The sequence below is a fragment of the Neorhizobium petrolearium genome, from assembly GCF_017873175.1.
Lineage (GTDB): Bacteria > Pseudomonadota > Alphaproteobacteria > Rhizobiales > Rhizobiaceae > Neorhizobium > Neorhizobium petrolearium.
In genome coordinates this window covers 137032-157773 of the sequence record NZ_JAGGJW010000017.1, presented here as the reverse complement: position 1 = coordinate 157773, position 20742 = coordinate 137032, and the positions used below count along the sequence as shown (strand labels likewise).

At 61.2% G+C, this 20742-nt stretch carries 20 protein-coding genes; 6 read left to right on the top strand and 14 right to left on the bottom strand.

Annotated elements, in window-relative coordinates:
• Window positions 1-299: 299 nt before the first annotated feature.
• A complete protein-coding gene (locus J2046_RS27910; protein WP_113465218.1) occupies window positions 300-1322 on the top strand; it encodes an IS110 family RNA-guided transposase in 1023 nt (340 codons plus the stop codon).
• Window positions 1323-2027: 705 nt separating this feature from the next.
• Window positions 2028-2294, top strand: a complete 267-nt coding sequence (locus J2046_RS27905) for a WGR domain-containing protein (RefSeq protein ID WP_210057354.1) — start codon at window positions 2028-2030, stop codon at window positions 2292-2294.
• A gap of 40 nt (window positions 2295-2334) precedes the next feature.
• Here the strand turns inward: J2046_RS27905 and J2046_RS27900 are convergent, their stop codons facing one another.
• Window positions 2335-2499 carry a hypothetical protein gene (locus tag J2046_RS27900; protein WP_210057352.1) on the bottom strand — a complete coding sequence of 55 codons (165 nt, stop codon included), beginning with the start codon at window positions 2497-2499 and terminating at the stop codon, window positions 2335-2337.
• 413 nt (window positions 2500-2912) lie between these two features.
• On the opposite strand from J2046_RS27900, the gene J2046_RS27895 reads away from it, so the two are divergent.
• A complete protein-coding gene (locus J2046_RS27895) occupies window positions 2913-3191 on the top strand; it encodes an HU family DNA-binding protein (RefSeq protein ID WP_210057350.1) in 279 nt (92 codons plus the stop codon).
• A gap of 118 nt (window positions 3192-3309) precedes the next feature.
• On the opposite strand, the gene J2046_RS27890 is transcribed toward J2046_RS27895, so the two are convergent.
• The 10 genes from J2046_RS27890 to J2046_RS27845 all read right to left on the bottom strand — a co-directional run bounded on the left by J2046_RS27890 (window position 3310) and on the right by J2046_RS27845 (window position 16391).
• Entirely contained in the window at window positions 3310-3633 is a 324-nt protein-coding gene (locus tag J2046_RS27890; RefSeq protein WP_037115718.1) for a DUF736 domain-containing protein, read from the bottom strand.
• 565 nt (window positions 3634-4198) lie between these two features.
• Window positions 4199-4618, bottom strand: coding sequence for a hypothetical protein (locus J2046_RS27885; RefSeq protein ID WP_210057347.1), 420 nt, complete (start codon window positions 4616-4618; stop codon window positions 4199-4201).
• A complete protein-coding gene (locus J2046_RS27880; protein WP_210057363.1) occupies window positions 4608-4868 on the bottom strand; it encodes a type II toxin-antitoxin system Phd/YefM family antitoxin in 261 nt (86 codons plus the stop codon). The genes J2046_RS27885 and J2046_RS27880 overlap by 11 nt, the downstream gene beginning before the upstream one ends.
• An 82-nt stretch (window positions 4869-4950) precedes the next feature.
• Window positions 4951-5892: a DUF2493 domain-containing protein gene (locus tag J2046_RS27875; RefSeq protein WP_210057346.1), complete on the bottom strand. Its 942-nt coding sequence runs from the start codon at window positions 5890-5892 to the stop codon at window positions 4951-4953.
• 370 nt (window positions 5893-6262) lie between these two features.
• Window positions 6263-7312 carry a DUF7146 domain-containing protein gene (locus tag J2046_RS27870; RefSeq protein WP_210057344.1) on the bottom strand — a complete coding sequence of 350 codons (1050 nt, stop codon included), beginning with the start codon at window positions 7310-7312 and terminating at the stop codon, window positions 6263-6265.
• Between the two features lie 12 nt (window positions 7313-7324).
• Window positions 7325-11740 (bottom strand): bifunctional class I SAM-dependent methyltransferase/DEAD/DEAH box helicase, encoded by a 4416-nt coding sequence (locus J2046_RS27865; RefSeq protein WP_210057342.1) that lies wholly within the window; start codon window positions 11738-11740, stop codon window positions 7325-7327.
• A gap of 134 nt (window positions 11741-11874) precedes the next feature.
• A complete protein-coding gene (locus tag J2046_RS27860) occupies window positions 11875-12129 on the bottom strand; it encodes a DUF6117 family protein (protein WP_210057340.1) in 255 nt (84 codons plus the stop codon).
• 106 nt (window positions 12130-12235) lie between these two features.
• Window positions 12236-13426, bottom strand: coding sequence for a DUF932 domain-containing protein (locus tag J2046_RS27855; protein WP_210057338.1), 1191 nt, complete (start codon window positions 13424-13426; stop codon window positions 12236-12238).
• A 75-nt stretch (window positions 13427-13501) separates the two neighbouring features.
• The gene (locus J2046_RS27850; RefSeq protein ID WP_210057336.1) at window positions 13502-14158 is read right to left on the bottom strand and encodes a hypothetical protein; all 657 of its coding nucleotides are present in this window, start codon (window positions 14156-14158) and stop codon (window positions 13502-13504) included.
• Between the two features lie 103 nt (window positions 14159-14261).
• Window positions 14262-16391, bottom strand: coding sequence for a ParB/RepB/Spo0J family partition protein (locus J2046_RS27845; RefSeq protein ID WP_210057335.1), 2130 nt, complete (start codon window positions 16389-16391; stop codon window positions 14262-14264).
• A 219-nt stretch (window positions 16392-16610) separates the two neighbouring features.
• Here J2046_RS27845 and J2046_RS27840 point away from each other — a divergent pair, with 219 nt between their 5' ends.
• On the top strand, window positions 16611-16823 hold the full coding sequence (locus tag J2046_RS27840; protein ID WP_210057333.1) for a hypothetical protein: 213 nt from the start codon (window positions 16611-16613) through the stop codon (window positions 16821-16823).
• 252 nt (window positions 16824-17075) lie between these two features.
• Here the strand turns inward: J2046_RS27840 and J2046_RS27835 are convergent, their stop codons facing one another.
• The 3 genes from J2046_RS27835 to J2046_RS27825 all read right to left on the bottom strand — a co-directional run bounded on the left by J2046_RS27835 (window position 17076) and on the right by J2046_RS27825 (window position 18808).
• Window positions 17076-17270 carry a hypothetical protein gene (locus J2046_RS27835; protein WP_210057331.1) on the bottom strand — a complete coding sequence of 65 codons (195 nt, stop codon included), beginning with the start codon at window positions 17268-17270 and terminating at the stop codon, window positions 17076-17078.
• A gap of 735 nt (window positions 17271-18005) precedes the next feature.
• Window positions 18006-18464 (bottom strand): transposase, encoded by a 459-nt coding sequence (locus J2046_RS27830; RefSeq protein ID WP_210057329.1) that lies wholly within the window; start codon window positions 18462-18464, stop codon window positions 18006-18008.
• Window positions 18465-18625: 161 nt separating this feature from the next.
• Entirely contained in the window at window positions 18626-18808 is a 183-nt protein-coding gene (locus J2046_RS27825; RefSeq protein ID WP_210057327.1) for a hypothetical protein, read from the bottom strand.
• 199 nt (window positions 18809-19007) lie between these two features.
• Between J2046_RS27825 and ku (J2046_RS27820) the strand changes: the two genes are divergently transcribed.
• Both ku (J2046_RS27820) and ku (J2046_RS27815) read left to right on the top strand, forming a co-directional pair.
• Window positions 19008-19907 carry a non-homologous end joining protein Ku gene (gene ku, locus J2046_RS27820; RefSeq protein WP_210057325.1) on the top strand — a complete coding sequence of 300 codons (900 nt, stop codon included), beginning with the start codon at window positions 19008-19010 and terminating at the stop codon, window positions 19905-19907.
• 12 nt (window positions 19908-19919) lie between these two features.
• On the top strand, window positions 19920-20741 hold the full coding sequence (gene ku / locus J2046_RS27815; protein WP_210057323.1) for a non-homologous end joining protein Ku: 822 nt from the start codon (window positions 19920-19922) through the stop codon (window positions 20739-20741).
• Window position 20742: the final 1 nt, after the last annotated feature.

The following is a 20742-nucleotide window of genomic DNA, read 5'->3' as shown; positions in this document are numbered from 1 at the left end:
CCCAAAGGCCGGAAGTGTGACTGTCCCTCGATCTTCACCTGCATGTCAGTGATCCGTTCTCTCAACGGCCGCGGCCTCTTTCATGCCATCTCCTTTCGTATCTGACGAAAGGAGGGCCGCACCGTAGACGCGAGGGGTCAGGGACCGCGGCACGCGGCCGCTCCGCGGCGAGCGGGGGAGCCGATTTTCTGGCGCCGTCCCTTGGGCGCCGGCTGAAAATTGATGATGTGGACGGCCCTCCGAACCCGTCGCGCGAGATGCTAAGATCATTCTGCGCAACTCAGAGAAGGAACCGTGTCATGACTTTCGAGAAGATCACTGTCGTCGGCCTGGATCTGGCCAAGAACGTGTTTCAAGTTCATGCTATCGATGACGTCGGCAATGTTATTGTCCGGCGGCAGCTTCGCCGAAACCAGCTCCTGCATTTCTTCGAGCAGTTGCCACCCTGCCTGGTCGGCATGGAAGCTTGTTCGACTTCACATTACTGGGCGAGGGAACTCGGTGCCTTAGGCTTCGATGTGAAGCTTATGCCTCCGGTATATGTAAAGCCGTATGTGAAGCGTGGGAAAAACGATGCAGCAGATGCCGAAGCGATTTGCGAGGCAGTCACCCGTCCCACCATGCGCTTCGTACCGGTGAAAAATTGCGAGCGTCAGGCTCTTCTTATGCAGCACAAGACCCGAGATCTTTTTGTGCGGCAGAGAACGGCTCTGATCAACGCACTCCGAGGCCATTTGGCCGAATTCGGTATCATCACGCCTCAAGGAAAGTTCGGGCTGAAAGCTGCTCTCGAAGCCTTACACGTCGCGAAAGACCATCTTCCTGAACCGTCGTGGCAACCCTTCAAGCACATTCAGATGCAGCTAGAAGAGCTGAGCAATAAGATCGCCGAGCTTGATCGCACCATAATGCAGTGGTGCCGGGACCAAGGTGCCGCTCGGAGGCTGATGACCATCCCAGGCGTCGGCTTTCTCACCGCGGCAGCAATCGCGGCTTCGGTTGGAAATGCTGAGGAATTCAAATCAGCGCGACAGTTCGCGGCTTGGCTTGGCTTAACGCCGCGACAAAATAGTAGTGGCGGAAAGGAGAGGCTAGGGCGGATCAGCAAGCAGGGCGATCGGACAATCCGACGCTTGCTGGTAGTCGGCGCCACTGCCGTCATACGAAGGGCGCGCATTGATGCCCCATCATTCCCATGGATCGCGAAGCTCTTGCAGCGCAAACCGGCACGCATGGTGTCGGTAGCGATCGCAAACAAGACCGCCCGCGTCGCGTGGGCTCTTCTGAGAAGAGAGGAGACTTACCGGCACGCAGCCGTTTGAGGAATCCGGCTCGGCAATCGTCGACCGGAGGAATGAAGGACTGAGTAATGATGGCGAACCGGTTGGACCGGGGATGGAGCAAAGCCTAGGTTCCCCCAGAGCCTTGAGCTCGACAAATTGATTGGCTCTCCATCCGCGGACTTCATCAGGGCCAGTGGCTACAATGCCACGATAGAAGGCCGGACACATGACTGAACCTGACCGATCCCATCGATACAAAAGTCTTGCATTCCACGGGCCGTCCACACATGGGGGAACCGCTCGTCCTTGACGCCGGAGTGGCGGGTGCACAATCCGACAGTCAGAGAAGAAGCAAACCACGGCGCCGCCAGGCGCCGTGTCCGCTTCCGGCGGCCAGCCGGCCTTGCCGGCATCACCTCACGTAAAAGCGGCCAAAGATTCTCGCCCGGTACCAAGGACTGCGGGAGGATCGTCACCCAAGGCCGAAGCCCTTCAGGGATTCGGTGAGCGCACGCATAGAGCTGTCCGCCACAGGCGGCCCGCCCGATCTCCTTTGGTGAACAAAGTAATCGCAAACCGTGAAGCACAACGGCACGTCGATGGGGAAACGCTCATCGCCGAGAGATTAGCGCGACGGTACGCCATCCCTGCTGTGGCTGAAGCATCAACCGTGTGAATCGGTCGTAGCCGACCGATTCAGATAAGTCGTTGGACGATGCTTGCCGGAGCGGTGAAAATCCGCACATGACGACGACATCTGACAAGAAACCCCTCCATCTCCGCCGCATCAATCCATCGCAGAACATGCGGCGCTATTATTGCCTGTCGGTTCAGCCGACGCTGTTCGGCGGCGCCTCGCTGATCCGGCATTGGGGGCGGATCGGCACAAATGGCCAGGAGAAAATGGAAACGTTCGACGAGAGCCGAGCAGCCGAAGATGCGATGGCGCGTCTGGAGAAAACCAAGAGGCGACGCGGTTATCGCGGCACGGAGGCCAGCGACAGCCCTTGAGGCGTGATGCGAGCGACGATAGCGAAGACGAAAAGCCGCCTCAGAAAGGCGGCTCGGCGTCGACCGCACCCTCCTGTTCAGCGATGATCACGGCAAGCTCGGCGCATGCCATTTCCAGTTCGACTTCGATCTCACGACGCTCGACCGGACCGATTGCGTCGCACAGTTCCAGCCGAAGTTCTTCAATGTGTTGTTCGAGCAGCATCGTCGTTATCTCCTTGACGTTTGTGAAAGACGACGCGCCCGGTCATGACGGGATGGAGGGGTCAAGGATCGCTGAAGGCGACCGCCGGAGGCGGCGAGTGGGGGAGCCGATTTGTTGGAGCGGAGGGAACCGGAGCGGAGACAAAATTGGGGGCACCGCTCGTCCTTGAGACCTCCATGCCGTCATGGCAGGATCGGACGGACTGAGCAGACATTCCCTCTCCGTATGGCACCCAGACGCAGCAGCATGCTCAGCGCAGCTTTCGGCTCCGGATTTCATCGGAAAGGATGAGCCGCAAAGCCTGGTAGCTGTGGAAATCCAGGCGGGGAGACAGTTTTTGCCGGACACGTCGATGACAACGGAATTCACCGGTGGCAGGGAATCCAGATCACTCACCATGCGGGAGACTTCCAATGACCACTACCAACGAAATCGCCGACAAGATCGCCACCGAGCACAGCCTGACGAAGGCGCAGGGAAAGGCCATCGTCGAGGCCGTCATCGCCTCGATCACCGAAACCGCGGTCGCCGGCAACGAGACTAGCTTGCCCGGCTTCGGCAAGTTCAAGGTGAAGGAAACGCCGGCGCGCGAAGCGCGCAACCCGGCAACTGGGGCAACGATCAAGGTCGCCGCCGCGAAAAAACTGGCATTCACGCCGGCCAAAGCGCTCAAAGATGCGTTGAACAAGTAAGGCGACACTAGCAGCAAAAAAGAAAGCCCGGCTCTCACCGAGAGAGGCCGGGCTTCGTGTTCTGGTAATAACGGCATCAAAGAGACGCCGGCCCCGAGTTAGGAGCCGGCGGTCCGGTTCAGGCCGGGCTGTTCCAGAGGATGACCTTCTTGCCGGGCTCGCCGCCGGGTGCTGGGGCGACGTTGCCGAAGATCACGCCGATTTCGGGCGCTTCGAGCTTCGTGGAGATGTATTCTTCGCCGGTCTGGCGGGAGATGCGGTTCCAGCCCGCGCCGATCTCAAAGCCGGTCTTGCGATGGATGATGCGGTAGTCCGGGGCTTCTTCGCTCGCCTTGCTGGCGTTGGGGATGAGGGCGATCGGGGCGTTGACCCGGATGGTGGCGAAGACCCCTTCGAGAGTGCCGTCGGTTTTTTCGGTGAGGGTTGCGATCGTGGTAGCCATGGGATTGTCTCCTTCGTTGCATCGGGACCATTCCCGATGGCGCCCGAAGAAGGGGCCGCGCCGCAGGCGTCACCGCAGCGTAGCGAAGGGGAACCCCTTGCGGGTTGACGCTGATCGCGGCCGGTCCATTAGAAAGGCGACATAAAGAACGGGAATGGTCCTTGATCGCGACGTCAGCAGGAGACCTCGCCGTGGTTGCCCTTTGCGGACCGGCCGAGTGCCGCGCTCGTCACTTGCGTCGGTAGTGTTCGGGTCAGCGGACGCTGGCCGCCAAACATCGGACGCGATGCAAGGGATCAGCACCGTCCTGCTCCCATCGTCATTGGCAGAAATGGCTTCGGTCGGTGTGGCGCTCGAATTGCCGTACGCTGTGGCGCGACTACAGCTCGGTTGAAGTGAGGTCACAACACCGGTTTGATTGCCGGGCGTCGCTCCCGCCTCGGCGATGGTCAGAAAAATGAGACCAGCCGAAAACACCTGGCAGTCGGAGAGTTGCCTCGTGAGGGCGGCCTTCGACGATGCAGTCGCCGGAGATGTGCCGGATGACAACCGTTTCGATCGCCGCTCAATCGAGGCGGTTGACCCGGCCTGTTCGGCCGCGCGCCTCTGCAAACAGTCTGGCGATCTTCACCATGAAGGATTTGCTGAAGCGGCCAAGAATGTCCTGGTCCGGCTCGAGGTACCAGGAGCGTTCGACGATGTCGTAATTGTATTCGTCGGCCATGATCCAGCACTGCTTCAGATCGCTTAAGCCCGCGCGCTTGCGCTCGATCTCCGGGATCTCCAGAGCGGCCCGGCCCGTCTGCGGCGGCTGCGTGGTGACGCCGAGAAGGGCAAGGTGCGTGTTCCCGTCGGAGGCACTTCGGATGGCGATGACGACGCAGACCGGGCGCTGTTTTCGGCCTTCGGTCTCGCCGCGCTGCTGCTGCCAGGCCCAGAGATATGGATAGGAGATGACTTCGCCGGGCCGGAATTCATGGCTCATCGTCGTAGCCTTCGCCGCGCGCCAGCCGATCGATCGCCTCGTCGAACAGTTCCGCATGCTCGGCGGGCATATCGGAGACATGATAGGCGCGGCGGGGGTCGCCGCCCGTGCGCATGCGCTCGTAGTGCTCGTAACTCATCAGCACAAAGCGGGGTTTCTTGTGGCGGGTGAGCATGACCGGTTCGCGGCTTGCCGCGTCGGTAATATCGCCGATCTGCTTGTTCAAGTCGCCTGTCGTGAACTGCTTCATCGCAAAGATCTCCACTTCGATTCCCATATAATCCATTTTTCCCATGTTTTCCATCTTTTCCATGTATCCGGGAAGACGGCGCTCATGCGCCCTCTCCTGAAGCCTGCCAGACCGGGATGCCGAGGCGACGCGCCTTGTCGGCAAGATTACCGGTGATGCCGTTTCCGGGAAAAACGATCAATCCGACGGGCATGACCGACAGCATCTCGTCGTTGCGCCGGAAGGGGGCGGCCTTGGCATGCCTGGTCCAGTTGGGCTTGAAGATGATCTGCGTCACCTTGCGGGCTTCCGCCCAGCATGCAGCAATCCGTTCGGCGCCCTTCGGCGAGCCGCCGTGCAGCAGCACCATGTCAGGATGCTTCGCATGCGCCTGATCGAGCTTCGCCCAGATCCGCTCGTGATCGTTGTAGTCCATGCCGCCGGCGAACGCGATCTTCGTGCCGGCAGGGATCATCACCTCGGTCTCGGTGCGGCGGCGAGCGGAGAGGAAGTCACGGCTGTCGATCATCGCCGCCGTCATGTTGGCATGGTTGACTTTGGAGCCGGTGCGTGGCCGCCAGAATGAACCGGTCTGCGCCTCGAACAGGTCGGCCGCGTAGTCGCGCATGAACTCGAAGCTATTTCTGCGCTCCAGGAGCGTGATGCCCTCGGCGATGAGGCGTTCGAGTTCGACGCTCTTCACCTCCGAGCCGTCCTGTTCGCGCTGGCCGGTGCGCTGCGCTTCCTCGTTGCGATCGAGTTCGCGCTGGATGCGCTCGCCGGCGCGATGGAAGAGATTAGGAATCGACCAGAACAGGTCTTCGAGATCGGGTTCCAGCCGAGTGTCGCCGAGCATTTCCGCGAAGGCGTCGAAGATCGCGGTGATGCCAGATTGGACTTGCGGTTCCTCCGGCAATGGCCGCGGGTCGGGCTCGTCCTGGAAGGGACGATAGCCGAAGACCTGCATTTCGTAGATGAAGCGGTCGGTCGGGGAGGACGCGTGGTTGGGCTCCAAGCCGTCGTCGGGGGGAAGGATAAGGTCCATGATGGTCTCCGTTTCGTGGGCCGCGCCTCTCGCGGCCTGACGGCGAACCCGGTCACGCGGGCCGAGGCCGGAACCGCAAGCGAAGCGCAGCGGCCCAGCGAAGCGCCGGGCGGCTGAGGGAGGGTTTCTTGGTTCGCGAGGAATGACGGGCCATCGCATCGGCCCGAAAAGTGGGAACCGGTTTTCGGAGGAGCCGATGCGATGGCCCGGTAGGGGAAGAAACCCGCCCGACCCGCTGAAGGCCCGGAGGCCCGCGTGGTAAGGGTCGCCTCTCGGCAGGCCCGCGGGCGCGCGCCAATCCGGAATGAGACCAATGGACCGCCCTTCGCCAGTGCCGCAGCCAGCCCTCCCCCAGCCTTTGCGCCCAGCTTCAGGCGGGCAAGAAGGCCATCGCGTCTTCCGGAGTGAGTTGAGCCTTGAGGCTTGCGGTCAGCCGGTCCGGACCCAGCCAACGCAGATCCTCGTTGAAGTCGCCAAGCTCGGGCGACAGCACCAGCGGCAGGATTCCCTCCTCCTGTGCCCTGCGGCTCAATCCCTCGATCCCATGCCGGCCAGCCGCATCCGCGTCGGCGGCGATGTAGAGGCGCTGGCATCCGGACGGGAATCGGAAGGCCGCAAGGTGATTGGCCGTCAGAGCGGCCACTATCGGCATGCCGGGCATCACGTGTGAGAGGGACAGCATGGTTTCGAGACCCTCGCCTGCTGCGATCACCGGGATAGGTGCATCCACCGGAAAGCGGAAGCGAACGCCATTGCCGAGCAGTCCGCCGAGCGCACGGCGGGGATCGTCCAGCTTGGCCTTGCCGACTCCGTTCGGGTCGAGCCCCGAGGACAAATACGTGCGGTGGACGCCGGTGATCGCTCCGGCGTCGTTGGTGACAGCGGCAATAAGCGCCGGATAGCTGCTCGTCCGGCCGGTGACGCGATCGCGATAGTAGCACGACGGGTGGAAACGGATCGCCCCATGGGCGGACGCCCGCAGAATGCCGCGTTCGCGCAGATAGATGTCGGCGAGCGTACCCGCCAACGGCTGCGTTATTCGAAACAGCCGTCGTGCCCGCTCTGTCGCCGGCCGCTCGACCGGAGAGGCGTCACTTACGTCGCCCCTGAGGTCCGACACCGGTTCGGGTTGGGGCAGGCTCAGGAAATGACGCGCCTCGTCGGCAACGTCCCGGAAGTCCACGAGGCCACAGGTCTCGCGGACGAGATCGAGCAGGTCCCCAAACTGACCGGTCGCCGCGTCGGTCCATCGGCCGGCGCGCGGGCCGGTCAGATGCACGTAAAGAGACTGGCCCTTGTTGTTGTCGACATCGCCGACCAACCAGTAATTGCCGGCCCGACGGCCGGCGGGAAGATAGTGGCGGCAGACCGCCTCCGCGTCCTGCGCGAGACGGTCCGCCAGATCAGAGGCGGAAAGCATGGCAGACCTCCCTCATGACCTGCGCGCGACATCGACGAGGCGATGACGCTCAATGAGCTTCGACAGGATCGCCGCACCCTCATCTGTGACAGGCATGAAAAAGCGCAGCTTCCAATTGATCATCTCGGAGAACAATCCCATCGAGCGCAACCAGTCGCGCATGCCATCCGTGAAGCCGGTCAGTTCGACGCGGTATTCGTTCATGACGCGCACGCGGCGCAGCGTCATGTCGCCGACGAGGCCGACGATAGAGGATCCGTCGACCAACGATGCCCAAGCCTGGTCGGCGCTCAGCACTTGCCTCTGATCGATCCCGAAGTTGCGGCAAAGACCGGCGAGCCGATCCGGCGCGATGACCCGGCCGACGATCCGCTCGCCGTCATCGGTCTGCAGCCGCCGCACCCGGCAGAAATCCTGCGGCAGCAATTTCCAGATCGGCAGCAACAACCCGCTGACGATGTGCATCGTCGATGTCGAAAATTCCGGCACCGCCGTGACCTCGGTATTCCACGCGAGGCCGAATGCTTGTTCGTCAGTCTCCTCCCAGTTGGTCTCTTCGAGCTGCCGGACTTCGAAGCGCAGCTCGTCCATCGGCCGGATCAGCGACACGCGCGGCTGAATAGAGCCGTCGTCCAGCATGATCGAGCGCGTCGGGACCATCACCGCCGGCCGGCCCGACTTGCCGTTGATCATCAGCCTGGCGCGTGGATCCTGCCCGACGAGGCTTTGAACCTCCTCGAACCGCATCGGTGCATTGCGATCCCGGCGTTCGATCGTCAGCAAGTGCGACTGCGCGCCGGTGACGGGATGGGTGTAAATCAGCCGGCGCTCGGTGACCGTCATGCTGTCGGCGGTGATCGTCTCCAGGCCCTTGTCATAGATCCCGGCGGCGATCGCACCCTCGATGCGGGCGGCGAGCAGTTGCTCGAAGGCTTCGAACAGCACGTTCTGCATGGCGATCGTCAGTGCCAGCATGCGATTGAGGAAGGTCTGGATCGGCGGCAGCTCATCCTTCAATCCGCCCTCTTCCGACGTCAGCGACAGGCCGGTGATGTTTTCGAATCTGTCGAGCGAGCAGCCTTCGATCCTGCCGGCATGCAGCAGTCCGTAGAATTGCCGCAGCGCGTCGCGGGCATATTGCGATTCGAGATTGTCTTCGGACCGGAACATGCCCTGCCCGCCGGTCTGGCGTTGACCACGGGTGATGGCGCCGAGCGTGTCGAGACGCCGGGCGATGGTCGAGAGGAAGCGCCTTTCCGCCTTGACGTTGGTGGCGATCATCCGGAAGCGCGGCGGCTGCTTCTGGTTGGTGCGATGACTGCGCCCGAGGCCCTGGATCGCCACGTCGGCGCGCCATCCGGCTTCCAGAAGGTTATGCAAGCGCAGGCGCTGATTTTTGGCAGCGAGATCGGCATGATAGGATCGTCCTGTGCCGCCCGCGTCACTGAAGACGAGAATGCCTTTCTCGTCGTCCATGAAGGCGCGGGCTTCGTCGAGATTGGCGCTGCCCGGCCGGTTCTGTACCGCATAGCGCGCGATAGAGGTGCTATCCTCGCGGCGAACGACGCGACGCAAGCGGCCGGTGATCTCAGCCACCTTCCCGGTTCCGAAGTGCTGGACGATCTGGTCGAGCGCCGTCGGGATCGCCGGCAGGCTGCCCAAAGTTTCGATCAGCTCGTCACGTCGGCGTTCTGCCTCCCGGCAGATGACAGGGTTGCCGTTCGCGTCATGAACCGGTCGGGAACTGAGATTGCCGTCGGCGTCGGAAAATTCCTCGAAGAGCTGCGCCGGGAAGGAATGCATGAGGTAATCGATGACATATTCCCGCGGCGTCACGTCGACCTGCAGATCGCCCCATTCCTCGGTCGGGATCTGTGCTAGCCGGCGCTCGGTCAGCGCTGCCCCCGTCGAGACGAGCTGGACGATGGCGGCATGACCGTCCTCCAGGTCTGCTGCAGTCGCTTTGAGAAGAGCCGGCGTCTTCATCGAGGTCAGGAGATGATTGAAGAAGCGCTGCTTGGAGCTTTCGAAGGCCGAGCGGGCGGCGGCCTTGGCATTTTTGTTCAACGTTCCGGTCTTGCCGGTTATACCGGAAGCCTCCATCGCTGCGTCGAGATGGTTGTGGATGACCTGGAACGCCTCGGCATAGGAGTCGTAGATCCGGACCTGTTCCTCGGTGAGCTCGTGTTCGAGAATTTCGTATTCGACACCTTCGAAGGAGAGCAAACGCGACGCGTAGAGACCCATTGCCTTCAAGTCGCGGGCCAGCACTTCCATCGCGGCAACACCGCCGTCCTTGATCGCGGCAATGAACTCGGAGCGTGTGGGAAAGGGAAAGTCGCTGCTGCCCCAGAGACCGAGGCGCTCGGCATAGGCAAGGGATTCGACTTCCGATGCGCCGGTCGCCGAGACGTAGACGACACGAGCATCCGGCAGAGCGCGCTGCAGGCGAAGACCGGCCCTGCCCTGCTGTGACGCCGCTTTGTCGCCGCGCTCGGTTTTGCCACCGGCGGCATTGGCCATGGCATGGCCTTCATCGAAGACGATGACACCATCGAAGCTCTTTGGATCCCTGGTCGCGGCCTCGCCGCTTCCCGCCTCTTGACCTAACCAATCGACAATCTGCTGGACCCGTGACCGCTTGCCCTCGCGCTCATCGCTGCGCAGCGTTGCAAAGGTCGTGAAGAGAATACCTTCTTCCAGCTTGATCGGCTTTCCCTGTCGAAAACGGGACAGAGGTGTGACCAGGAGCTTCTCTTGACCCAGCGCGCTCCAGTCGCGCTGGGCGTCCTCGATCAGCTTGTCGGATTTTGATATCCAGACATGCCGACGGCGACCCTTCAGCCAGTTGTCGAGAATGATCCCGGCGGCCTGGCGACCCTTGCCGGCGCCTGTTCCGTCGCCTAGGAACCAGCCACGACGGAAGCGAACGGCATGTTCTGCATCGGATGCGACCGCCTTGAGATTGTCGAAAGAGGCATCGATGCTCCAGTGGCCGGCAAGATAGCCGGAATGAGCTTCGCCGGCATAGATGACGCTTTCGAGCTGGGCGTCAGAAAGATCGCCGCTGGTGACGATGCGCTTCGGCAGATGTGGACGATAGCATGGCTTTGGCGGAGCCACAGATGCCATCGCAACAGATTCGACCAGCCTGTCGGGATGCGGCTTCGCGTCGGGGATGTGGATCGACTGCAGCCGGTAGGGCTCGTAGATGCCGTCAGCAGCGTTGGCCTCATCCTTCGGCTGAGCGTCCCTCAACTCGTAGGAGAGTTCAATGATCTCATCATCAACAGGTATCGAACGGACGATTGCTGCGGGCTGTGTCTGTCCGCCGACTGCGGGGCGATGCGACGGTGTGGCAACCGCTGCCGGACGCATCGTGACCGCGCGCAGGATACCGTTGGAGTCCGGCGCCGTCGCGTGCGAGCGTGGTGGAAGACCAGTGATCCACGTGAGCAGCGTTTCCAGATCGTGCGCTGTGCCAGTCGAGGTCACCAGTTTCGAAGGATCACCTGGCGGGATCTTGTCGATCACGATCAGACGCGTTTCCATCGTCGTTCCATGTCTGGCGTAGATGCTGCGGTCGATCGCCGCGGTGAACAGCACCGTGCCCTGCCCCTGCAGCCGAACGAAATCGTCGCGCCATCCCGGATTGTCGGGAGAAATGCTCGCGCCAGTGATCGCGACGAGCCGGCCGCCGGGGGCCAGACGAGCGAATGCGGAGGACAGATGCCGCCAAGCGGCGTCGGCGACGCGACCTTCGACATGAATGCCCGCAGAAAATGGTGGGTTCATGAGCACCACGCTCGGTCGAATGGAACGGTCGAGGTAATCGTCGATATGCGCGGCATCGTGTTGCGATATCGGAACGCCGGGGAAAAGCCGCTGCAGCAGCGAGTGCCGGACAGCCGCATATTCGTTAAGCGCCAGCCGGGCGCCTGCGAGTTGCGCAAAGATCGCCAGGAGGCCGGTTCCAGCCGACGGTTCGAGAACCGTGTCAGCAGCCGTGATGCAGGCAGCACGAGATGCGACGTAGGCAAGAGGGATCGGAGTCGAGAATTGCTGCAGGGCCTGGCTCTCCTCGGACCGTCGGCCATGGATAGGCACCAGGTTTGCCACTTTTGTCAGCATCGCGAGCGTCGATTGGGGAGACTGGGTTCGGGATACGACCGCGCGGAATTTGCGCAGAAACAAGACCTGGGCGATTTCGGTCGCTTCGTAGGCATCCTTCCAGAGCCAGAGGCCCTCGGCGTCGCTGCCGCCGAAGGCCTCGATCATGATCTGTCGCAGGTCAGTTGTAGTGACGACTTTACCTTGCTCCAGAAGCAACGTGATCTGGCCGGCAGCATCTATAAGTGCTTCAGCGCGGGTTTTGGTCTCAAGACGTGGAGAGGTGGGAACAGTTTGAGAATGCGAGATGATATTCATCGGTCGAGGCTCCGAAAGAAAGGGGGAATGGGTCTGCCCAAGTGCCCTCTTCCGAATTTCGGGAGGAGGAGAACTTGCGGCGTGAGGGTGTGGAAAGTGATCGCAGATTGAAGTCTGCCGGCGATCGTCGGCGCCTAGATCGTCGGGCCTACGATGAAGCCAGCGGGATCCTTTGGATCGGGCGGCAGATACGCGTCGTAAGGATTGCCGTCGGCGAGATGGCCGAATGGCGTGAAGACGTATTCGCCGTCACTGCGGCCGACGGCGCAGAGCACGTAACGCGGCTCGCGTGTAGCGGCATCGAGGCATTCCATGAGAACAAGATTGGCATCGGCTGCGGCGCGCAGCAGCGTGTCGAAGTTTGCGCGGGCATGATCGGGAATAGGCATTGGAGTTCTCCAGACAAAAGGAAGCCCGGTGCTTGACCGGGCTCTGGGATGACTGCGATGGGGTTTGTGGGCGCGGCCGGGTCTGAGCCAGGCGCGCATGAACATGTCAGGAGGCGCTCTCCAGCAGCTTCTTCGCCTTGCCTTCGAGTTCGAGACGCATGTCCTGGTTGGTCTTGGTGCGCGCCAGCGCGGTGACGCCCTGTACGAAATCGAAGATCGATTCCGGCGGCCTCCCCTCCTCCGACAAAACCATTTCGATCACCTTGCCGGTCTCGCCTTTCGAGAAGCCGCGCCGACGCAGGAAGGTTTCGCGCTCATCGTCCTTGCGCGCGACGATCCGCTCGCGCGCCGCCTTGATTCCGGCGATGAACGGAGCGGGCGACGAATTGGCAAAGCTGGTCAGCGCGGGTGCTGCCTCATGCGCAAAGCGCTGGGCGGCGAACTTCGAATGGCGGATGGTGATCTCCTCGAAGTTTTCCGTGCCCCACAAATTTCGATTGGCGCAGACCGCGCGGAGATAAAAGGAGGCGATGCCGAGTGTCTTCGAGCCTACCTCCGAGTTCCAGGCATAGAAGCCCCGGAAATAGAGGTCGGGCTCGCCGTTCGGCAGTCGCCCTGCTTCGATCGGGTGGGTATCATCGACCAGGAATAGGAAGACATCACGGTCGCTGGCATAAAGTGTCGTCGTGTCCTTTGTGATGTCGACAAACGGGTTGTGCGTCATCGTCGCCCAGTCCAGGACGCCCGGCACTTTCCACATCGTGTCACCGGTCCCATTGCCGGCGATCTTCATCACCGCTGAGACCAGTTCATGGTCCCAGATGCGGCCGTATTCGGGTCCCGTCACTGCGCGCAGTTTCAGTCGGCCATCGTCCATCTCGAGCGTTTTTACCAGCTCGGCACGGTGATTGAGCAGGCCATGCTGCAGGTTGATCGCTGCAAGCGGCGCCGGCAGTTGCCGCATATAGGTGGCCGGTGCGCCAACCAGGCTGCAAAGCTGGCCGTAGCTCCAGTGCGTCGGTGCGATCGCTTGACGCTGACCTGGAACGAGAAGCTCAAGCCGCTCCGCATTGTCGCGCGTTGCTTCGACACGGATCGCAGCACTTTCGATCGTTCGAGCATGGGCGCGCTCAGCGCGGGATCGAACGGTATCATAGAGATCGGTGAGTGACAGGAAGCGTTCGTCGTCGGGTCGCGAGAACCATTCGGACGAAACGCGGCCGATCCGCTCGCCGCGCGAGATGTCGACCTTAAAACCGGAAGCAACGGTTTGAGTGGTGGAAGCAGGAGTGCTCATTGAATGTCTCCTTGACAACGAGAACCCGGCGCGGCGGCCGGGCGAGGTTGAGGGATGTCTGGGAAAGAAGAAGGATCAATCGGACGTTAGCCGGCGGTGCGCGGACCTAATCGCCGAGAGCGCGGCCTGGAATTCGGCGCGTCCTACCACATCGGTAAAATCCATCGTGGTGGCGATGGAAACGCACGCGGCATGGACCTCGTCGTCGATCACGGCCTCGGGTGTTAGATCCCGAAAACTCGGGTCCACCTCGAGCACTGCCGCGATTGCGTCACGCACACCTTCCTCCTGTAGCCTGATCAGGACGTGCGAAGGCTTGGGTAGATCGACCGGGTCTTCGGGATCCGGTTCTCCGGCGAGAATGGCTTCTCCTCGGGCAATCGCCCAGGCAGATCGGGCGAGCCAATCGTCCGATGGTGGCCGGGCCGCACGGACGTCATCGAACAGGATCTTCAACAACCCGAGCAAGATCTCGAAATGACGCGCCCGGCGCTGGACAGGTTCGTCGAATTGCTGCGGGATCTGAACCGGCGGACCTGCATAGGCCGCATGTGCACCATCCCAGATACCGGTGACATGAACTGGACCGGAGGAATCGAAGTCCTTCTCGGCGATATCCCAACTGTCATCTTCGATGGCGGCACGGCAGGCCGCGTCCAATGTATCGGCCGCGTAAGTGCGGCGCCGGAAGATCGGCAGATGGTAGGTGGTCTCGATAGTGAAGTCAGGCATGGGTACCTCCTGAAACGGAAAAACCCGGCACGGTGGCCGGGCTGTTTGCAAGAAGACCCGACCGCAACAGCGATCGGGTCAAGCTGATGTGATGCTGGTGAACCTATTCGGCGGCGGCGAGATGCTCGCCGTCGATTTCACCTTCGGTGTCGCCGGCATCATCGTCTGACGTTTCCGACTCGTCGCGCAGGAAGGCCGGCATGTCGGAGAGTTCCGAGGCGGTCTCGCTCTCATCGGATCCGACGGAGCCGTCATCGGCGACAGCGCCGCGTTCGTTGACGCCCTCGTCGCTCGTCGTCCGAAGCGGTTCAGGCAACCAGCCGCAGCCTGTCATAAGCCGCTCGGCCTCGCGCGCCATGTCGGTCTTCTTGAGATGGCCGATCAGCTCCACCGCCTGGTCACCCTTGGCTTCTCGGACCGCCTGCAGGATGCGCGTCTTGGTGACGCGGCCGAGATAGTTGTCGGCGGTCGGCGTCCAGCCGGCTTCCACCATGTCGAAGCCGATCGAGCGGGCAAGCTGATCGGCGTGGGCGATCGCCCGGGTCCGCTTGTTCCAGGGCTCGATCACCGCGTTGACCGACAGCGAGGCGCAATGGGCAAACAGCGCCTGCCGGCTGACACCGTCGAGCTTGATCAGGAAATCCCAGAGAACGTTCGGATCTTTGGGGAGATCCTGGCCCCAGGCTTCATGTCGCTGATCGATCTCCTTCGCCCAGACCGTATCGCCGAGCCCGGGCGTCTGGCTGAAGCGAGCGCTCTGCACCGTCACCTCCAGGCACGAGTCCGATCCGTAGACGTAGAAGGTCTTCAGGACGAAGGCGTGCAAGACAGCGACAAAGGCGATGACGGGATCGTTGGCCAAGGCATTGCGCAAAGCGACCGTGCGCGCCGCCGTGAGGTCGAGAACCAGGCGGTCGGGAAGCGGTTTAATGGTTTCGTCCTCGTCGTCCGGTTGGGTGTCCTCGCCGCTGGCGATCCCGGTTGCCGGAAGATCACTGCCATGATCGGCACCATCGCCGGCATCAGCCGAGGGATCGGTCTCATCCTTCGGTTCATCCTCGGGCCGCACGAAGCCTCGCTCGATCTTGAGCTCGCCACCCACGCCGAGCGAGATGAAGGCCCCACCTCGGGCCATCTCCTCTGGATCGAACATGTATGGCCGGTCGTTGAGCCGGTCGAGCTCGGCACCGAGCTCCTCCAGCTTCTGTTCGGTCGCCTCCGAGTACTCGCTCGCCTCCGCATATTCCGCGTCGAGCTTGTCGTATTCGGCGCGGGTGGCGTCATAGCGGGCCAGTTCGTCTTCCGTCATTTCGGCCTGCTCGCCGTAGAAGCGGCGCAGGCCGGACGTGTGGCCGTAGGGAAAATCGAAGGCCGCTTCGACCCATTTCCAGCCTTCAGTCGTCTGGATTTCTTCGGCGTCAGCCTTGAGCTTTTCCATCACAAGCTGCTCAAGCAGCGCCGGATCCTGCAGCCAGCCACCGTGATCCTGGTCGAACAGGTCGCGCATGGTTACACCGCCCGCAGCTTCGTAAGCCTCGATGCCGACATAGACGGCACGCCGATCGCTGGCGCGGATTGCAGTTTCGGTCAGCAGCCGGCGGATGTAATAGGGCTCGCGGCTATGCGAGCGCGAGATCGTGTCCCAGACTTGCTCCTGGCGAACATGGTCGTTGGTGATCGAAAACGCCATGATCTGTTCGAGCGTCATCTCGTCCTCGGCATAAAGATCGAGAAGCCGGGGCGACACGGACGCCAACCGCAGCCGCTGCCTGACTGTCGCAACCGAGACGAAGAAGCGTGCTGCGATCTCCTCCTCACCGAGCCCCTGCTCGCGCAAGGTCTGGAAAGCGCGGAACTGATCGAGCGGATGCAAGGGCACGCGCTGGACGTTTTCGGCGAGCGAGTCCTCGACTTCCAGCGTTTCGCCCTTGCTGACGATGCAGGGAACGCCGGCGGTTTTTGCCAGCCGCTTCTGCGCAACCAGCCGCTCAAGGGCTCGATAGCGGCGACCGCCAGCGGGGATGCGGTAAATGCCCGTCTCGTTGCCATCGCCGTCGAGTTCGGGGCGGACGTTGAGGCTGGTCAGCAGCCCGCGATGGGCGATGTCTTCCGCCAGATCCTCGATCGAGACGCCCGCCTTGATCTTGCGGACGTTCAACTGGCTGAGCACGAGCTTGTTGAAGGGAATATCCCGGGCTGCACTGAGGGTGATTTTCGATGTGGCCTGAGCCATGTCGTTTCTCCATGACGGACCGGCCGGAGCCTCTCTCCAACCCTCTCAATCCGTCACGAAATCTCCCTTCCCTCCTCTTCCTCTCTTCACATCCACCACCGCCCCCGAACCGCTTCTGAAGAGCGGCACGCCTTCCATATCTCCTCGGAGCAGGTTCTTTTCCCCACGTGCGGGCACAAATGGCCAACCTGCCAGTTCTCCTTCCGAAGGGAGAACGCCATGTCCAAGATCACCAACGGTCTGAACGACCGCCCCAAGGATGAAACGATTGCCCAATCGGGCGAGGGCTTGCCGGACGACAGCGGCAAGCCGATCGACGTAGCCGACGACGAGATCGCGCGTGTGAAAGAGAAGCTCGAAACTGACACCCGTTCCAAGCTGAAGAAGGGTCTGGAGCAAGATATCGACCGAACTCAGAGAGGATCGCCCTGAGGCAAGCCGATGCCAGGAGCCTTCACGTCGTTTTTGTGCTCGCCTTCGATCTTGACACCCTGGATCAACCGATCAGGGCGTTCAATCCTCGTCCCGCGGTCAATGAGGTCTCCGCCGTCGAAGAAGCTCGTGACCTCTCACTCTTCCATGCCGGCGTCGTCGTCTGTAAGCGTGAGGGGGATCCCGCCGTTGGCGAGGAAAGCGAACCGATCATCCTCTACCAGACCGGCAGGATATGTGACTTCAGCTAAATCAGCGAAACCACTTTTCCGCGGCGGTCAGAAGCTCCGCCTCGGAGCGGACCCCGTCCTGAAACAAGCATACGAGGAGCATGGCGAGCTCGTCGGGATGCGTGTCGTGCTCGGGTATGACTTGGGCGAAAACACGTTCCAGCAGAGCCAGATCGTCGGGATTGAGATGAACATCAGAAGGCAAACGGCCGCGCACCCAATGCTAGCGCTCTCCAAAACTTTGGGCAAGGTGCGTATTGCTTGGCGGATGACGGACAGAACAACCTGATCTAGGTGGAAAGCTCGTGAGAAACCTTAAGAGCTTCCGCCGAACCGACGCAGCATAGCGTGGAGTCTTTTGTTCTCCTCGCGTAGCCTCACGCCCAGGAGATGTTTCAGATGCCGGTTCTCGGCCTCCAAAGCTGCGAGTTCGTCCTCAGAGTTTGCCAGATCTTTGCCGCCACTCTGATCGGCAACATTTACCACGGGTTCTGACCATCTCCGGGCTCTGCGCCGAGGTCTGGGTTCTTCCGCTGGCGCGAGGGACGGCTCACCTTCTGTCAAACTACTTTCGGCGATGTTAATCCTTTCGGCATCGGTGGGCGACTGCGCGTTTTCGGCAAGCGTTGTCGATCCGCTAAGGACGTCGTGCCCAACGTCTTCGATGACGTTGGACTGGGTCTCCGCCGCGATCGCATCCTCTTGTGCGATCGCAGGCAAAGCTCCGTCTATTTCAACCGCTCGCGCGACGGCCTGCAAATCGAGGTTGCCCCAGATTGAAGCTGGACCCGCCTTTGGCCGACGGTTCGTCTTATATTCAACCACGAAGTTGCGTCGTGGAGTTCTCATCTATAACCACTCGAACTAAATAAATCGGGGGAATGATCGGGCTAGTTTCGTTCCGATAGGGCCAAAGGGATGGCCGTAAGTTCAAAGCCGATGCGGGCTTCCGTCATTTCAAACCAAGCCGCCTGCGGAGCTCGGCATTTTCTGTTCGAAGCTTCTCGGAAAGAAGCTTTCTCAGCCGCCGGTTTTCTTCCTCGAGCGCAACGAACTCGGCCCATTCTTCGTCATCCGAGGCTGCTGTTCCAGTGAGATCCTGGACAGCCGGCTGCATGAGGGCCTTCTTCCACTGATAGTAAGTTTGGTCGGAAATCCCCGCAGTCTTGACAGCATCCTTCAGCGTGGCTCCACCGGAAACCTGCGCCTCGATCTGGTCGATCTTCTGCTGTTTTTCTTCAGCAGTCAGTCCGCGTCTCTTCGATTTTGCCGCTGCGGATGTTGCCGCACGGGGCTTAGCGGCGCCTGTCTTTCTCGCGCGTGAAGCCCTTTTGGCAGCGGCTATGGTCGTTGGCTCAGCTTCAGCCGTTGGCGTTATATCCGGCGGTGTCTGAGTTTCATCATCGGCCATGGATCTTCCTCATCTGGATACCTGCTTTTCTGTCAGAGGAGGCAAAGAGTCAATGTCCCGTTCTAATGGTTCGGTTATATGGGCTGCGATGAACGCTAGCCAGATGGAAAAGCTAAGTCAAAGGTTCCGCATCGCATTTCACGTGGCCGGTCGACCGCCTCTCAGTTCCTACTATGGCGATCGCCGCGATCGCCTTCACCTGGCTTGGCTTCATGTTTCGCCTTGTGGCGACGATCCGCCGAGAGGGAACGGCCGACGTCGGCACTTTCCTTGAACTGTCCCTTCTCGTCTCGGCGGACATAACGTTTGTCGGTGCCGGTATCGATGAGATCTCTCTTGGTCATGCCGCAATCCTTTCTGGTTGTCATGCAAATCAGAAACGCATGTCGACCAAAAAAGATGCGTCGAATCAAAAGCATGTTCGTGACTCGCAGAACGCGAGCCACGGCCGCCGTAAGTCTTTGAATTTAGATTCGTTTCGACTCGGAACAATCGACCACTGATTCGGTTGACTCGCATTGGTTGCGTGCGAGTGCGAGTACCATGGTTGCCCCGAGAGCGAATTGGAAAGGCTTCATCAAGTTCGGAGAGGTCGCCTTTCCGGTGGCACTCTACACGGCAGCCTCGACGTCGGAGCGGATCGCATTTCACACCATTAACAAAGCGACTGGCAACCGCGTCCGCCGCGAGTTCGTCGACAGCGAAACCGGCGATGCGGTCGAGCGCGACGAGCAGGTCAAAGGGTTCGAGATCGAGGACGGCCGCTATGTCGTGCTCGAGCCGGAAGAGGTGGCGGCCGCCATTCCTCAAAGCGACAAGACGTTGAGGGTCGAGGCCTTCATTCCCTGTGACGAAGTCGACGATGTCTATTTCGACAAGTCCTACTATCTCGCACCAGACAAGATGGGCGGCGACGCCTACAAGCTTCTCCGGGACGGCATGAGAAAAGCCAAGGTCGCGGCGATCGCCAAGACCGTGCTCTTCCGTCGCCTGCGCACCGTCCTCATCCGCCCGCATGATAAAGGTCTGATCGCCTCCACCCTCAATTACGACTATGAGGTCCGGTCTTCGGAAAAAGCCTTCGACGAGATGCCGGACCTGAAGATCGAAGGCGAGATGCTTGAACTCGCCAAGCATATCATCAACACCAAGAAGGGCGAATTCGATCCGAAGCAGTTCGACGATCGCTATGAAGAGGCGGTCGCGGAGCTGGTGAAGGCGAAGATCGAAGGCCGTACGCTACCGAAGAAGAAAGCGCTGGCCGCGTCCAAACCCAGCGACCTACTGCAGGCGCTACGCGAAAGCGCCGGTTTGACTGCCCCCGCCAAGACGAAGCGCGCCGTCGCCGGCGCCAAGGCTGGGAAGGGCAGACAGAAGGCGGCACGAGCTTCTGCTCCAAAATCCCGCGCGGCCGGCGGCCAACCGCAGCGTCGTGCGAGCTGACGGGAGGACAAGATGGCTTTGCCCCCCTACTGGAAAGGCTATCTCAAGCTCTCTCTCGTCACCTGCCCGGTGCAGATGATGCCGGCGACCTCGGAAAACGAGAAGGTCCGCTTCCACACCCTCAACCGCGAAACCCGGAACCGCGTCGTCAGCCATTATGTTGATGCCGTCACCGGCAAGGAGGTGAAGGACGAAGACGAGGTGAAGGGTTATCAGCGCGGCGAGGACGAGTATGTGATCCTCGAAGACGAAGAGCTGGAAAACGTCGCGCTCGACAGCACCAAGACGATCGATATCGAGGTCTTCTCTCCACGCGACAGTGTCGGATGGATCTGGCTCGACACGCCCTATTATCTCTCGCCCGACGATCCGGTCGGCATGGAAGCATTTTCGGTTATCCGCGACGCGATGGCGGCCGAGAACATGATCGGCATATCGCGGCTGGTGATATCGCGCCGCGAGCGAGCTGTCATGCTGGAGCCACGCGGCAGGGGTATCGTGCTCTGGACGCTGCGGTACGGCGACGAGGTCCGTGACCCCGAGACCTATTTCGAAAGGGTCGACGAAGAGCCGGCCGACGGCGACATGATGCCGCTTGTCCAGCAGTTGATCAAGAAGCAGACGCAGCACTGGAACCCGAAGATGGTCTCCGACCCGGTCCAGGACAAACTTCTCGACATCATCGAGGCGAAGAAGAAGCAGATGAAGAAGCCGTCAAAGGCGAAGCCCAAGAACAAGGACAAGGCGGAACCGGCGGCGCCGAACAACGTCATCAATATCATGGATGCCCTGCGGAAGTCCGTGGATGCCGAAAACCGGTCAGGCAGGCATTAGC